The organism is Pseudomonas sp. (genome assembly GCF_051660785.1).
GTDB lineage: Bacteria > Pseudomonadota > Gammaproteobacteria > Pseudomonadales > Pseudomonadaceae > Aquipseudomonas.
On sequence record NZ_JBOFQE010000119.1, the window covers coordinates 33,631 to 48,739 of the forward strand.

Annotated in this window: 12 protein-coding genes and 1 tRNA gene; 11 read left to right on the plus strand and 2 right to left on the minus strand. The window is 59.3% G+C overall.

Features of this window, described 5'->3' with window-relative positions; genetic code table 11:
* Nucleotides 1-49: 49 nt before the first annotated feature.
* Both ACRC4F_RS31415 and ACRC4F_RS31420 read left to right on the plus strand, forming a co-directional pair.
* Nucleotides 50-685 (plus strand): NADH:ubiquinone oxidoreductase subunit N, encoded by a 636-nt coding sequence (locus tag ACRC4F_RS31415; RefSeq protein WP_438662789.1) that lies wholly within the window; start codon nucleotides 50-52, stop codon nucleotides 683-685.
* 282 nt (nucleotides 686-967) lie between these two features.
* Nucleotides 968-2,473, plus strand: a complete 1,506-nt coding sequence (locus ACRC4F_RS31420) for a YdgA family protein (protein ID WP_438662790.1) — start codon at nucleotides 968-970, stop codon at nucleotides 2,471-2,473.
* Between the two features lie 63 nt (nucleotides 2,474-2,536).
* Here the strand turns inward: ACRC4F_RS31420 and ACRC4F_RS31425 are convergent, their stop codons facing one another.
* Complete coding sequence (locus ACRC4F_RS31425) at nucleotides 2,537-4,066, minus strand: FAD-dependent oxidoreductase (RefSeq protein ID WP_438662791.1); 1,530 nt, start codon at nucleotides 4,064-4,066, stop codon at nucleotides 2,537-2,539.
* 139 nt (nucleotides 4,067-4,205) lie between these two features.
* On the opposite strand from ACRC4F_RS31425, the gene ACRC4F_RS31430 reads away from it, so the two are divergent.
* The 6 genes from ACRC4F_RS31430 (at nucleotide 4,206) to ACRC4F_RS31455 (ending at nucleotide 10,143) form a co-directional block, all read left to right on the plus strand.
* On the plus strand, nucleotides 4,206-4,766 hold the full coding sequence (locus ACRC4F_RS31430; protein ID WP_438662792.1) for a YbhB/YbcL family Raf kinase inhibitor-like protein: 561 nt from the start codon (nucleotides 4,206-4,208) through the stop codon (nucleotides 4,764-4,766).
* Nucleotides 4,767-4,855: 89 nt separating this feature from the next.
* Entirely contained in the window at nucleotides 4,856-6,556 is a 1,701-nt protein-coding gene (locus ACRC4F_RS31435; RefSeq protein ID WP_438662793.1) for a vWA domain-containing protein, read from the plus strand.
* Between the two features lies 1 nt (nucleotide 6,557).
* Nucleotides 6,558-7,124 carry an RNA polymerase sigma factor gene (locus ACRC4F_RS31440; protein WP_438662794.1) on the plus strand — a complete coding sequence of 189 codons (567 nt, stop codon included), beginning with the start codon at nucleotides 6,558-6,560 and terminating at the stop codon, nucleotides 7,122-7,124.
* The gene (locus tag ACRC4F_RS31445; RefSeq protein ID WP_438662795.1) at nucleotides 7,121-7,762 is read left to right on the plus strand and encodes a hypothetical protein; all 642 of its coding nucleotides are present in this window, start codon (nucleotides 7,121-7,123) and stop codon (nucleotides 7,760-7,762) included. The genes ACRC4F_RS31440 and ACRC4F_RS31445 overlap by 4 nt, the downstream gene beginning before the upstream one ends.
* A 20-nt stretch (nucleotides 7,763-7,782) precedes the next feature.
* On the plus strand, nucleotides 7,783-8,052 hold the full coding sequence (locus tag ACRC4F_RS31450; RefSeq protein ID WP_438662796.1) for a hypothetical protein: 270 nt from the start codon (nucleotides 7,783-7,785) through the stop codon (nucleotides 8,050-8,052).
* A 447-nt stretch (nucleotides 8,053-8,499) separates the two neighbouring features.
* Nucleotides 8,500-10,143, plus strand: coding sequence for an RNA-binding domain-containing protein (locus ACRC4F_RS31455; RefSeq protein WP_438662797.1), 1,644 nt, complete (start codon nucleotides 8,500-8,502; stop codon nucleotides 10,141-10,143).
* 188 nt (nucleotides 10,144-10,331) lie between these two features.
* Here ACRC4F_RS31455 and ACRC4F_RS31460 read toward each other — a convergent pair.
* A tRNA-Arg gene (locus ACRC4F_RS31460) sits at nucleotides 10,332-10,408 on the minus strand.
* A gap of 348 nt (nucleotides 10,409-10,756) precedes the next feature.
* On the opposite strand from ACRC4F_RS31460, the gene gabD reads away from it, so the two are divergent.
* From gabD to ACRC4F_RS31475, 3 genes are all read left to right on the plus strand, one after another.
* A complete protein-coding gene (gene gabD, locus ACRC4F_RS31465; RefSeq protein ID WP_010464868.1) occupies nucleotides 10,757-12,199 on the plus strand; it encodes an NADP-dependent succinate-semialdehyde dehydrogenase in 1,443 nt (480 codons plus the stop codon).
* Nucleotides 12,200-12,382: 183 nt separating this feature from the next.
* Nucleotides 12,383-13,660 (plus strand): 4-aminobutyrate--2-oxoglutarate transaminase, encoded by a 1,278-nt coding sequence (gene gabT / locus ACRC4F_RS31470; RefSeq protein ID WP_438662798.1) that lies wholly within the window; start codon nucleotides 12,383-12,385, stop codon nucleotides 13,658-13,660.
* Nucleotides 13,661-13,798: 138 nt separating this feature from the next.
* A complete protein-coding gene (locus ACRC4F_RS31475; RefSeq protein WP_438662799.1) occupies nucleotides 13,799-15,013 on the plus strand; it encodes an HDOD domain-containing protein in 1,215 nt (404 codons plus the stop codon).
* Nucleotides 15,014-15,109: the final 96 nt, after the last annotated feature.

Consider the following 15,109-nt stretch of genomic DNA (forward strand, 5'->3'; position numbering starts at 1 on the left):
CGCGTCGATTTCATCGATCAAGGCTCGCGTTGGTCATGGGGATCTAATAATGAAAAACCCTTATGCTCCCGGCTTCTGGTGCGCTATTACGGCATTGGTCCTGCTGTCGGCCACCTATTTCTACGGCATCATGCTGGCTCACCAGATCGACAAGGCTTTGGTGTTCCTCGATAGCGCCGCGGCGCTGATTGCCGTGATGGCAATCGTGGTGGTGGCCTGGGCTTCAGTCCAGGGCCAGCGCATCAAGAAAAGACAACTCGAACAAGGCAAGACCCTGGTGCTGATCTGGGACACCAAGGTGGCGTTGCGTCGGGTCGAAACGGTGTTTGACCGGTATTTCTGGGGCAGCTACTGGCAACCGGGGCGCACGTTCCAGGAAGTCATGGGCGAACTGACCGGCACGCCGCTGGAAAAAAGCCTCGAGACCTTGAAGAAGCAATGCCTCGAACTGGACAAGCAAGTCTGCGACGACGACAGGCACTGGCTCAACAATGCCCGCGAACTCTCCGATGTGGCAGCCGCCATGGCCCGCGAACGCTATCAGCTGGACTTCTGCGACCCTCGCGCGGAAGTGACGGGCGGCGCGGTGATCAATCGCGATTTTGAAGTGCTGGTGTATACGTGGACGGCGCGGCTCAAGAGCTTTGATCATCAGCTGGATGAGATGGAGGTCCAATACTCCTGAATTGGTGTTGTCTGTGCTGACGTCATCGCGAGCAGGCTCGCTCCCACAGTTGACTGCGTGTCCCCGTGGGAGCGAGCCTGCTCGCGATGGCGATTTCACGTCCGCAGAAACTCTCAACCCCCGCACGCGGTCCATAGACACTCTTTAACCTTTAAACATTGGGCCGCCCACTGCGCCTGATGCTAATCTGCATCGCACTTTCAGCGCAGTCGCAACCGCAACCCGTCATGGGTTCAGGGAAGACGACAACATTTTCAACAACGGACATTGATCGGGTCATTCATGAATAAATCAGCAGGCGTGCTTCTTGGAATCGTCGTTGCCATCGGTGCAATCAGCGCCGGCGGTGCCTGGTATACCGGCACCAAAATCGAAGGCGTGCTCAACACCTCGATCGCCGACGCCAACAAAGAGCTGAAAGCCGCGCTGGTCGGTTCCAACGGCACAGCGACGCTGGAACTGGTGTCGCTGGAGCGCCACGTGTTCAGCAGCACCGCGCACTACCGCCTCAAGGGCGAAGGTGAAATGTTTGGCGAAGCGCCGGTCGAGTTGCTGTTCGTCGACCGCCTCGAACACGGTCCGCTGCCGTTCTCACGCCTGATGTCGCTGAAATGGCTGCCGGTGATGGCCACCAGTCACTACGAACTGGAAAGAACTCCAGCCACCGAAAAATGGTTCGCCGCTGCCAAGGATCAATCGCCGCTCAAGGGCCTGGTCAATATCGGTTACGACAACTCCACCAACGGCACCCTTGAATTGCTGCCGCTGGACGTCGCGCTGGATGCCAAGTCCAACCTGAAGTTTTCCGGCCTGAACCTCGACGTCGCCGCCAGTGCCCAGGCCCAAAAGGTCAAGGCCAACGGCTATATGGACACCCTGACGTTGACCACGGTGGCTGAAGACCAGACGCCGGTGAAGGTCGAGTTGAACGGCCTGACCGTGGCCAGCAACCTGAGCAAAAGCACCTACGGCTATTACATCGGCGACAACACGCTGGAGCTGACCGACAGCAAAACCACCTTCGGCGCCCAGCAATCGGTCTTGGGTTTCAAGAAATTTGAAATGAAGAACCAGACCGAAGAGTCGGGCACCAGCGCTTCGGGGCGTGCCGATTACAAGGTGGGCGAGGTGTCGTTGAATGGCAAGGCCGTCGGCTCTGCGCAGATGGCCATGAGCCTGAAGAACCTCGACATCCCGGCGACCATGTCGCTGATGCAGGTCTATCAGACCAAACTGCAGCCGTACGAGAAAGCCGCCGCTGAAGCCGCTGCCGCCGGTGAACCGACCCCGGAACTGGTGTTGACCCCGGCCGAAGAGGCACAGGTCAAAACCGGCCTGGAAAAACTGCTCGCGGCTGGCCCGCAAGTGGCCCTGGAAAATCTGTCGTTCAAATCCACCAACGGTGAAAGCCGCGCCAACATGGTGCTCGACCTGACCAAGCCGAAGTCCATGGACCTGCCGCCGGACCAGCTGACTCAACAGCTGATCGCGCTGCTGGATTTCAATCTGCAAGTGTCCAAACCAATGCTCGTTGATCTGCTTACTGTGCAATCGCAGATCGAAGGCCAGACCGACGCCAAGCTTATTGCCGATCAGGCAACGGCGACCGCGGACATGTTCAGCAGCATGGCGGTTGGTACGCAATTGGCCAAACTGGAAGGCAATGACATCGTCACCAAATTGCACTACGCCAACAATCAGGTGGAATTCAATGGCCAGAAAATGACCGTTGAAGAATTTGTCGGCTTCGTGATGAGCAAGCTCGGCGGCGCTCCACAGATTCAATAAAACCGCTCGCTTCAAGGCAACGCCCGGTCTCTGCCGGGCGTTTTGCCGTCCGCTGTTTAAAGCCTAATCCACGTCCCGAATCAGCCGCCACGCCTCATCCACCGGCAGCGGTTGTTTCATCCGTTCGGCGAGCATCGCCATTGCCCGCTCTTTTTCGCAGGCTACGGCCGCCGCGACCACGCCGTTTTTGCTGAACAGGCCGATAAAGGGTGGATGGTCAGGATCGCCCTTGAACTCGACTTCATCCCAGCTTTCGGCATGACCGAGATAGTCATAATTTTTGCCGAAGTGCCAGGTCCAGAAATACGGCACGTCGAGGTAGTGTTCGTCGCCGCCCAGCATGTTCGCCGCGGCGATCCGCGCCTGTTGCTGGGCCAGGCGCCAGTGCTCGATGCGCTGGGGCTGGCCGTTGAGCGGGAAGGTCGCGATATCACCCGCCGCCCAGAGCCCCTCGGCCACGAGCATGCCGCCATCGGCCTGCAGTGAACGATCTTTTTCCTTGGGCAGGTCGGCAAACGGCTCCGTCGCGGGGCTGACGCCGATGCCGACCAGCACCAGATCGGCTGGCAAACGTTGACCGTTTTCCAGTTTCACCGCTTCGACCTTGTCGGAGCCTTCGATCTGCATGGCTTCGCTGTCGGTCTGAAACACCACGCCGTTGGCCTCGTGCAGGGCACGAATCGACTTGCCGACTGCCTCACCGAACTGCTTGGCGAACGGCACAGCGTGGCGGGCAAGGACGGTGACCTCCAGACCGTATTCGCGCAGGGCCGACGCGGACTCGAGGGCAATGAAGCTGTCGCCGATGATCACCGCCCGCTGACCAGGTTTGGCAGCGTTCAGAATCCGTGTCGCCTGATCCTTGGAACGCAGTAGGAAGACCTGCGGCAAGTCAGCACCGGGCAGCTTGAGGGGGTTGGGTGTGCCGCCGGTCGCAAGCAACGCCGCGTCATACGTCAGCGACTGACCGTCGACCAGTCGCAGGGTTTTGTTGGGGGCATCCAGGCTCGCCACTTCCCCGGTAACTCGTTCGATGCGCTGCTCGCGATAAAAGCTTTCCTCTCGTAGCGGCGGCACTTCTTCGGGTGGCATTTCCCCGGCAATCACAAATTTGCTCAGTACCGTGCGGTCGTAACCGGCCTCCGCTTCGCGGTCGATCAACACGACGCGCCCGCCGAAGCCTTTCTCGCGCAATGCCGCTGCCCCCGCCGTGCCGGCAGCACCGGCACCGATGATGACAAACGTTCGCTCGTCATCGGCCGGCGGGGTGTGGGGATCCGATAGCGGCTGATCGTCGACCCAGACCTCGTCATCGCGCATTTCCAGGGGGTAGCGCTTGAGGCTGTCCAGAGACGGCGGATCACACAGGCCTCCATCCTCGATCCGGTAAGCAGCCTTGTGCCACGGGCAAATCAGGCGCCCATGACACAACGCACCCTCGGCCAGCGGCGCCCCGGCGTGGGGGCATTCGCCTTGATAGGCGCGCAATTGATCGCCGACCCGCAGCAAAACGATTTTGGTGTCCGCGATCCGTACTTCCAGGCCTTGGTTTTCGGGCACATCGGCGAAACGGGCGACGCGGTGCAGGGCCATGATCACTCTCCAGGCAAGCGTTTCAGTTATGAGTTTGGCGCTTATCCCGAGGTTCAGCCAATTCCCACTGCCACCGCACGAACGGTACAGCTATAGTTCGCAAGCCGACGAAGGCCCCATCCGCACAAGGTGCTCCGGAATGACCCGATTGACCTCTCTGAACCCTTGGCTGGCGGCCGTTGCAGTCGCCCTTTGCGTGCAATTTCCGGCGCAGGCACAGGAACGCTTCACCGTCAGCATTCCCGGTGTTTCGGATAACCGCCTGTTCACCTCGGCAGCGGCCAGCGACGCCAGTGGTTGCGGCGGCAAGAACCAGTCCCCGGCCCTGAGCTGGAACGCCGGCCCACCCGGTACCATGAGCTACGCCATCGTCATGCACGACCCGGACGGCCAGAAAGGCCTGGGCGTCGATCACTGGATTCACTACGGCCTCAAGGCAACGACACGCCAGATCCCGGCCGGCGTGGGCGCCAAATCCGCGCTCGAAGGCGTGGGCGGCAACAACAGCAAAGGCGCCACCGGCTACATCGGTCCTTGCCCGCCCGTCGGCGACAGCTCCCACCACTACATCATCCAGCTCTACGCCCTCGATCTGGCGCCGGACGCCTTGCCTGCCGGCCTGACCCGCGTGCAGCTGATGGAAAAAATCAAAGGCCATGTGCTGAAAAACAGCAGTGTGGTGCGGCGTTATCACCGCTGAGATTAATTTTTCAGTCGGGTTAACCCGAACCTGAACCGGGGCTCGTCTCAGAGGATGAATGGATCAATTTCCTCCTGAGGTCAGCCCCCATGTCCCTCCCTCTGCATTTCCTCCGCCCGGCCGCTCAGGGTTTCGCCGTCGGATTGCTGCTGGCCGTTGCCGGTTGCGGCGTTTCCTCTAAACCTGATTCCGCAGTTGTGTCGCCTCCGGCTCAAGGTGCAATGAAGACTGAGGCGCTGGTGCGCAACGAATCCGTTGCGGCGGATGCTTCGATGGCCAAGCGCAGCGTGCGTCCGGCGCCCGTAGCGGGCTTTGCGCCTGAGATGGCTGCGCCGGGTTATCGGGATGAGCCGCGTGAGCAATATCAAGCGCTGGCGGATAACCCGATTCACAGCGTGGCCGAGACACCGGTCTCGACCTTCAGTGCTGACGTCGATACCGGCGCTTACGCCAATGTCCGCCGCTTGCTGAATCAGGGACGCCTGCCGCCCGAAGGCGCGGTGCGACTGGAGGAGATGGTCAATTACTTCCCCTACGATTACGCGCTGCCCACCGATGGCTCGCCGTTTGGCGTGACTACTGAGTTGGCGCCGTCGCCGTGGAACCCGCATACCCGTTTGCTGCGCATCGGCATCAAGGCGTCGGACCGAGCGGTTGCGGAACTGGCCCCGGCGAACCTGGTGTTTCTGGTGGACGTGTCCGGTTCGATGGACCGGCGCGAAGGTCTGCCGCTGGTCAAAAGCACGCTGAAATTGCTGGTCGATCAACTGCGCGAGCAGGATCGCGTTTCGCTGGTGGTCTATGCCGGCGATTCGCGTGTCGTACTGGAGCCAACTTCCGGACGCGAGAAAGCGAAGATTCGTACAGCGATCGACCAATTAACCGCCGGTGGCTCGACGGCGGGTGCCTCGGGCATCGAACTGGCCTATCAGATGGCGCAACAGGCCTTCATCGCCAAAGGCATCAAGCGCATCCTGTTGGCCACGGACGGTGACTTCAACGTCGGCATCAGCGACTTCGACAGCCTCAAGCAAATGGCTGTGGATAAACGCAAGACCGGCGTTTCCCTGACCACCTTGGGTTTTGGTGTGGATAACTACAATGAACACCTGATGGAACAATTGGCCGACGCCGGCGATGGCAACTACGCCTACATCGACAACCTGCGCGAGGCGCGCAAGGTGCTGGTGGATCAACTCGGTTCGACCCTTGCGGTGGTGGCGAAGAACGTGAAGCTGCAAGTGGAGTTCAACCCGGCGCAGGTCAGCGAATATCGGCTGCTGGGGTATGAGAATCGGGCGTTGAAGCGTGAGGATTTCAGCAATGACAAAGTCGATGCCGGAGAAATCGGTGCAGGACACACGGTGACGGCGTTGTACGAAATTGTGCCCAAGGGCGAGAAGGGCTGGCTGGAACCGTTGCGATATGGCAAGTCTGAGTCGGTAGCTTCCGGTTCTACTGGGGAATTGGCGATGTTGCGTGTGCGATATCAGTTACCGGAAGGTGGGAACAGTCGCTTGATCGAGCGGCCGATCGCGGGTAATCCGGTCGGCAAAGCCAGTGATGACCTGCGATTTGCGGCGGCCGTGGCCGCGTTCTCCCAGCAGCTGAAGGACGGGCGTTACACCGGTGATTTCACCCTGAAGGACACCGAGGCCCTGGCGCGCAGTGCGCGGGGCGACGACCGATTCGGCCTGCGGGCAGAGTTCGTGCAATTGGTAGAGTTGGCGCAGAGCCTGCGGACCACCACCGCCTCCAGCAGTGAGCCGCATAAAGGAGATTACAACTGACATGTCAGCGCCTGAACCGAGCGACGAATCGCTACTGGCCCGGTATCGCGCAGGCGACGGGCCGGCGTTCGAGATGTTGTACGCCCGTCATCGCCAAGGCCTCTACCGATTCCTCTTCGGTTTGAGCGGCAGGCCCGAGCTCGCCGAAGAGGTTTACCAGGAAACCTGGCTGAGCCTGATCCGCAGCACCAGTCAGCCACAAGGCCGGGCGAATTTTCGTACGTGGCTGTTTCAGATTGCCCGCAATCGATTGATCGATCACTGGCGCAAACATGGAATCCACAACCCTTTGCACGACAGCTATGACGAACAGACCCACGCCGTGATTGATGAGGCGACCGATCCCGAGCAACTGCTGAGCCTGAGCCGCGACACCCAGCGCCTCGAAGCCGCCCTGCAAAACCTGCCCGCCGATCAGCGCGAAGTCTTCCTGCTGCGCGCCCACGGCAATCTCGACCTGCCGCAGATCGCCTCCCTCACCGAAACACCCCTGGAAACCGTCAAGAGTCGCTTGCGCTACGCCCAGCAGAAACTGCGTCGGCTGCTGACCGAGGAGGTACTGACATGACAGACGCCCGCAAAACACCGGAAGACGATGTGGTGAAGCATTTTCGTGAACACGCGGCTGGCGAACCACCGGCCCATCTCGACGCGTTCATTCTCGCCGCCGCACACCGAGAAACGCCTGTGCCAAAACCGAACCTGTGGCAACGCTGGGTTCTGGCCTGCCAGAAACCCCGTTGGCAAGTCGCGTTCGCCAGCCTCGTTGGCGTCGCTTTGATGTTGGCGTTGGTGCAACGTACGCCTGAGCAAGTGCCGACCTACGACTCCACCCCCGCGCCGAAAGCCTCATCTTTTGCGGCCAAGAAAGAAGCCGCAGAAGCGCCTGAGTCGGTTGCACGCTCAATGGCTGCCCCGGCCGGCACGATGTCCGCTCCAGCGCCAGCGCCAGCACCTGTGGCGCCAATGGCCGATATGGCTGCGCCCGCGCAGAGCGAATCGATCAGCGCTGACCTGGCTGAAGAAGCGAAGGTCAGTAAACGCTTCGCGGCCCCACCGAAGTTCCTCGACGACCAATTACGAGAAGTGATCCGCCTGCAAAATGCCGGTCAAACCAAAGCGGCCGACGACCTGATGGCGACCTTGCACAAACGCTTTCCCAAGGAGAATCTCGCCGTCCGACTCAAAAATCTGCAGCAAAACTGAGAGGCAAAGCGGTCAGCGATTTGGCATCAACACCCGAAAGCGCGCACTATCGGCCTATAGCCGATGCGTTGGAGGATGCCGTGGCAAAAAAAATTGACCGCATCGCCCAAATGCTCAACTGCCCTGTGAAGGGCGAGGAATTGCGGCGAGCAGTGACTGAGAGTCGCAAGGAGTTTCTTCTGGCGAAGCAGGCAGAAGAGGCGCTGGAGGAAGACGTTCTTGATGATGAGTTGATCGAGGACGAAGAAGACGATGATGAGTACGATGAGTTTGATTGGACGACTGAATGACAAGCACGCGTGCGCTCAATTTGAACCATCAAGTTTTCCTTGACGGTTGCATCGGACCAACCAGCAGTTGCCGAGATGCCCTCACCCCTTATAATCGCCGTCAACACGGCCCCTGTCGGTTGATGCGTTCCGGCGCTGATACTGCTCAGGGGTTTTTATTATCTGGATTTTTCTTTTTACCATTTGAGGTTCCGCCAGCCCTAGTCATGGCAGTAATCCCGCCTTCGACGGGAGCGTCCGCTCAACCCTAGGCGCGAGCCCGCGAAGTATCCTTATCCGAAAGAGACGGGACAAAGTGATCGACGGCTGTTCCATGGCCAGATTTCAGCTCAGTCTCGGTCCCATTTGGTTAAGATGCCGCGTTTCCTCAACCCTTGAGCTGCCAAGCCGCCCGGTTGGCCAGCGTCTTCGATACGGAGTATCTGCAGTGGATATGGAGGTGGCCTAATGGATGCCCAGCAGCAACTGCAGCGCTTGCTGGCCGGCAATGGCGAGAGTGAAGTAGTGGAGTTCAAGGAAGCCAAGAGCAACTACGATTTCGACAAGCTCGGCCGCTATTTCTCCGCGCTGAGCAACGAGGCTAACCTCAAGGGGCTGTCCGCAGCCTGGCTGGTCTTCGGCGTCAATGACCGCCAACAAGTGGTGGGAACACGCTTTCGAGAGACGCCCAAGCAGTTGCAGTCTTTGAAGAAGGAAGTGGCTGACAAGATCAGTCAGCGCCTGACCTTTATCGAGATTCATACCGTTCAGCATCTTGCGGGCCGGGTGTTGCTGTTCGAAATTCCCGCTGCACCACAAGGTCTGCCGATGGCCTGGGAAGGACATTTCTACGGCCGCGACGGTGAGTCCCTTGGGCCGCTTTCGCTCGAAGAGATTGAACGCATCCGCCGCCAGAACCGGCTTCAGGACTGGAGCGCGGGTCTCTGTCCCGGAGCCAGCCTGGCGGACTTGAGCGAAGAGGCAATTGCGCTGGCCCGGCGCGAGTATTCCACTAAGCATCCTAAGTTGACCGACGAACTGGCGGGCTGGTGCGACGAAACCTTTCTCAACAAGGCTAAGGTAACCATCCAGGGGCATATCACCCGAACTGCCATTTTGTTGCTGGGCAAACCGGAGGCGGCGCATTGGCTCAACCCAGCCTCGCCCACCCTCAGCTGGATTCTCAAAGACCGCGACGGTTTTGAGCGCGATTACCAGCACTTCTCCTGTCCATTGCTGGTCAGCGCCGATGAGGTCTACCGCAAAATCCGCAACCTGAAATACCGCTATATGTCAGAGAGCTCGTTGTTCCCAGAGGAGGTCGACCAGTATGACCCCTTCATCATCCGCGAAGCACTCAACAATGCCATTGCCCACCAGGACTACGAGCTGGGTGGCAAGGTCTCGGTGGTTGAGTTCGAAGATGGGCGGCTATGCTTCAGCAACCCCGGCGACTTCATTCCCGGCTCGGTGGAACAAGTGATTCAGGCCGACGCACCGGAAACGCGCTACCGCAATCGCTTCCTCACCGATGCCATGGTCAACCTGAACATGATCGACACCATCGGCAGTGGCATCCGCAAGATGTTTTTGATCCAGAAAAACCGCTTCTTTCCCCTTCCTGAGTATCAGCTTGAGCGGAATCGCGTGCAGGTCACCATCACCGGACGCGTGCTGGATATGAGCTATGCGCGCAAATTGGCGGAAATGCCCAATTTGTCACTGGAAGACATCCTCCTGCTGGATCGGGTGCAGAAGCGCAAACCGCTGACCGATGCGCAGTCTCTCCATCTCAAGGCGCAGGGGCTGATTGAGGGGCGCAAGCCCAATTTTCATATCTCCGCCCAAGTGGCCCAGCACAGCGATGATCTGGCGCAGTACATCCGTAACCGGGGCATCGACGATACGCATTACAAACGCCTGATTTGCGAGTTGATCCAAAAATCGGGCTCAGCCAAACGTATCGACATCGATAAGTTACTCATAGACAAACTACCCGAGGTTCTAGACCGTCAGCAGAAAGCCAACAAGATCAAAAATCTGCTGCAGGCGCTTAAGATTCAGGGTGTTATCAAGGTCAAGGGCAAGCTGTGGCAAATGTCTAAAGGCTGATTTCTAGACATTGTTAGACGTTTTTAGACATTTATAGACATTCGCGCGTCGTGTTGGGTTAGCCCGACGCCGACGAAACTGCACCTTCTTGATAAGAAGTCGGAAGGTGTAAACCTTCTTCAGGACGAGACAGCACCCACAAAAAAGCCCCAGACCCTAAGATCTGAGGCTTTCTCGTTTCTACTATATGGTGCACCAGGCGGGATTCGAACCCACGACCCCTGCCTTCGGAGGGCAGTACTCTATCCAGCTGAGCTACTGGTGCAAGCGGGCGCCATGATACTCATATGCACTGCGGGCGTCCATGCTGCTGAATCGACTGCGGTTTTCGCAACCGTAACAACCGTTTGCTACGTTGATCAGAAAAATTAGGCAAATGCGGCGTTTTCGTTCTTTTTTTCGAACAGGCTATTGTCCTTTACCCCCTTTGATCCTAGGATTCGTTTGAGATTTCAAACGCTCTTGTCTGGGTGCTGAACCGCACGAGTCCACTCCGTGCGCTATTTATGTGCTTCAGCCCGGTGAATGATTTCCCTGACGGCAGCCTACAAGGCGCCTTTCTACAATCATAATTCGCTCCGCGCTGGTCGCGGTGCTGTTAAGGAAAGCCGACATGCAGCTTAAAGACACCCAGTTGTTCCGCCAACAAGCCTTTATCGATGGCGCTTGGGTTGATGCGGACAATGGTCTGACGATCAAGGTCAACAACCCGGCAACGGGCGAAATTCTGGGCACTGTGCCGAAAATGGGCGCTGCCGAAACCCGCCGTGCGATCGAAGCCGCTGACAAAGCGCTGCCGGCCTGGCGTGCGCTGACCGCCAAGGACCGTGCGAACAAGCTGCGTCGCTGGTTCGAACTGATCATCGAGAATCAGGACGACCTGGCTCGCCTGATGACCCTGGAGCAGGGCAAGCCATTGGCTGAAGCCAAGGGCGAAATCGTTTACGCCGCTTCCTTTATCGAGTGGTTCGCCGAAGAAGCCAAGCGCATCTACGGTGACGTGATTCCGGGCCACCAGCCAGACAAGCGCCTGATCGTGATCAAGCAGCCAATCGGCGTGACCGCTGCAATCACCCCGTGGAACTTCCCGGCCGCAATGATCACCCGTAAAGCCGGCCCGGCCCTGGCCGCCGGTTGCACCATGGTGCTCAAGCCTGCTTCGCAAACCCCATTCTCCGCATTCGCTTTGGCTGAACTGGCCCAGCGTGCCGGCATTCCTGCCGGTGTGTTCAGCGTCGTGACCGGCAGCGCCGGCGACATCGGCAGCGAGCTGACCAGCAACCCGATCGTGCGTAAATTGTCCTTCACTGGCTCGACCGAAATCGGTCGTCAGCTGATGGCCGAATGCGCCAAGGACATCAAGAAAGTGTCCCTGGAACTGGGCGGCAATGCGCCGTTCATCGTGTTCGACGACGCGGACCTGGATAAGGCCGTCGAAGGCGCGATTATTTCCAAGTACCGGAACAACGGCCAGACCTGCGTCTGCGCCAACCGCTTGTACATTCAGGATTCGGTCTACGACGCGTTCGCCGAGAAGCTGAAAGTGGCCGTGGCCAAACTCAAGATCGGCAACGGTCTGGAAGAAGGCACCACCACTGGCCCGCTGATCGACGAAAAAGCCGTGGCCAAGGTTCAAGAGCACATTGCTGACGCGATCAGCAAAGGCGCGACCGTTCTGGCGGGTGGCAAGGTCATGGAAGGTAACTTCTTCGAGCCGACCATTCTGACCAACGTGCCGAAAAACGCTGCCGTGGCCAAGGAAGAAACCTTCGGTCCATTGGCGCCGCTGTTCCGCTTCAAAGACGAAGCCGAAGTGATCGCGATGTCGAACGACACCGAGTTCGGCCTGGCTTCGTACTTCTATGCCCGCGACCTGGGTCGTGTGTTCCGTGTGGCTGAAGCCCTGGAATACGGCATGGTCGGCGTCAACACCGGGTTGATCTCCAACGAAGTCGCGCCGTTCGGTGGCATCAAGGCGTCGGGCCTGGGCCGTGAAGGCTCCAAGTACGGCATCGAAGATTACCTGGAAATCAAATACCTCTGCCTGGGCATCTAAGCCCGGCTAGGCATTGCTTCAAGCGGAAAGGGCACGAGAGCGCTGTCCCTTTCTGCGCTTCAAACGGAATTTTCTCTGTGGCCGGGAACGCTGTGGCAGTCGATCATCGCATGCTGCCGTAGTTGCCTCCCCGCCGCATTTTCCTTGAACCACGCCGCCCGATGAGCGGTGAATGAGGACTTTATGAGCAAGACTAACGCATCCCTGATGAAACGCCGCGAAGCCGCTGTACCACGCGGTGTTGGCCAGATTCACCCGATCTTCGCCGAGTCCGCGAAGAATGCCACCGTAACCGACGTTGAAGGTCGCGAGTTCATCGACTTCGCCGGCGGCATCGCCGTTCTGAACACCGGCCACGTGCACCCGAAAATCATCGCCGCCGTGACCGAGCAGCTGAACAAGCTGACTCACACCTGCTTCCAGGTACTGGCTTACGAGCCGTACGTTGAAGTGTGCGAAAAAATCAACGCCAAGGTGCCAGGTGATTTCGAGAAGAAAACCCTGCTGGTGACCACCGGTTCCGAAGCCGTAGAAAACGCCGTGAAGATCGCCCGTGCTGCCACTGGCCGTGCCGGCGTGATCGCTTTCACCGGCGCTTACCACGGTCGCACCATGATGACCCTGGGTCTGACCGGTAAAGTCGTGCCTTACTCGGCCGGCATGGGCCTGATGCCAGGCGGCGTGTTCCGTGCGCTGTACCCGAACGAACTGCACGGTGTGAGCATCGACGATTCGATCGCCAGCATCGAACGCATCTTCAAGAACGACGCCGAACCTCGTGACATCGCTGCCATCATCATCGAGCCGGTTCAGGGCGAAGGTGGTTTCTACGTCGCTCCGAAAGAATTCATGAAGCGTCTGCGTGCTCTGTGCGATCAGCACGGCATCCTGCTGATCGCTGACGAAGTACAGACTGGCGCAGGCCGTACCGGTACTTTCTTCGCCATGGAACAGATGGGCGTTGCTGCCGACCTGACCACTTTCGCCAAATCCATCGCTGGCGGTTTCCCGTTGGCCGGTGTGTGCGGCAAGGCCGAATACATGGACGCCATTGCTCCAGGCGGCCTGGGCGGCACCTACGCCGGTAGCCCGATCGCTTGCGCCGCGGCCCTGGCCGTGATGGAAGTGTTCGAAGAAGAGCACCTGCTGGATCGCTGCAAGGCTGTCGGCGAGCGTCTGGTCACTGGCCTCAAAGCCATCCAGGCCAAGTACCCGGTGATCGGCGAAGTCCGTGCCCTGGGCGCAATGATCGCGGTCGAGCTGTTCGTCGACGGCGACAGCCACAAGCCGAACGCTGCCGCTGTGGCATCGGTTGTGGCCAAGGCGCGCGACAAGGGTCTGATCCTGCTGTCTTGCGGCACTTACGGCAACGTTCTGCGCGTCCTGGTACCGCTGACTTCGCCGGACGAGCAACTGGACAAAGGTCTGGCGATCATCGAAGAGTGCTTCTCGGAGCTCTGATTGCCAAGTGTGATCTGATCGACAAAAAACCCGCTCAGGCGGGTTTTTTTTCGCCTCTTGAAACACATTGAAGGCATTCACACTGTATCGAATGGCAAGCGTTGACTAAGGTTCAAGCATTGCGAGGGAGCGTGCTGCATGACTGCCGTGGATTTACCCGCTGTACCCAGAGTATTGATTGCCGAGGCCGACCCCTGGTCCCGCGACCTGCTCAAGCAGGTGTTGTTGAGTGTGCGTTGTGACGCTCGGTTGGATGTGTGTGCCGATGGCCAACAGGCGTTGGAACTCCTGGCAGCAAATCCGTACGACCTGGTGATCGTCGACTGGGAGTTGCCCGGCGTCGATGGCCTGAATGTCCTGCGCAATGTGCGTCAGCGCAGGCGCAATCCACCGCTGCCCTTCATTCTGATGAGCAGCCGCAACGACAGCGCCAGCGTGCGCGAAGCATTGCCCCTTGCGCCCACGGCGTACCTGACCAAACCTCTGGACATGGAGGGCCTGACCCATCGCCTGCAAGAATTGCTGGTGAATGCTGGAGAGGAAGTTTCCTGCGAGGTGCCAACGCTGGCGCCCGGCATGACTTTGTCGGTGTACCTGGAGCGTCGCCGTGAACTGGCGGAAGGTGCGCCGTTGATGACCGATGTGCAGGTCGCGATCAAGCGTAGCCTCAATCCCGGCGGCCTCGATCTCACCCGGCTGGGAGACGAAATTCGCACCGATCCGCAGGTTACTGCCGTGCTGATCGCCGCCGCCAACAGTGCGGCTCATCACCTTGGCGATGCCGTACAGACCCTGTCCCAGGCGCTGCACCGCTTGGGCACCGGGCAAAGCATGAACCTGATTCTGGGGCTGGCGCTCAAGCGCAGTGCCCGGCTCAGCGATCCTTTCCTGGCGGACTACGCCGAGCGTTTCTGGGAGTTGTCGCTGCACACCGCCGAATACGCCCGCACGCTGGCGCGCTTGCTGGACCTGGATCAGGAGCGCTGCTATTGCGCGGGCATGTTGCACTGCCTAGGCGACCTCGCGTTGTTGAGGTGTTTGCAGGAATGGAAGCAGGCCGGTGGCGAGCTGGATGAATGGACGGAGGTGGGAGAGTCCTTGGCCGAGTTCGGTGCGGCCTACGGCTCGGCGCTGCGCACTCGTTGGCGGCTGCCGCTGGAGTTGCGAGAGCTGATTGCAGCGGTCTACCGGCTCGGTGGCGGGGTTTACTCCCGCGAAGCGCTGGTGATGAACATGGCCGCGCAACTGGCACGCTTGACCGAGCATGAGGGCATTGAGGAGTTGGCCAAGAGTCGGACGGCGAGGTTGCTCAAGATCGGGTTGCCGGAATTGATGCGCCTTCGCAAAAAGTAAACTTCACACAAGAACCTGTGGGAGCGAGCCTGCTCGCGATAGCGGTGGATCAGTCGACATCACCAGCGACTGTTACACCGCTATCGCGAGCAGGCT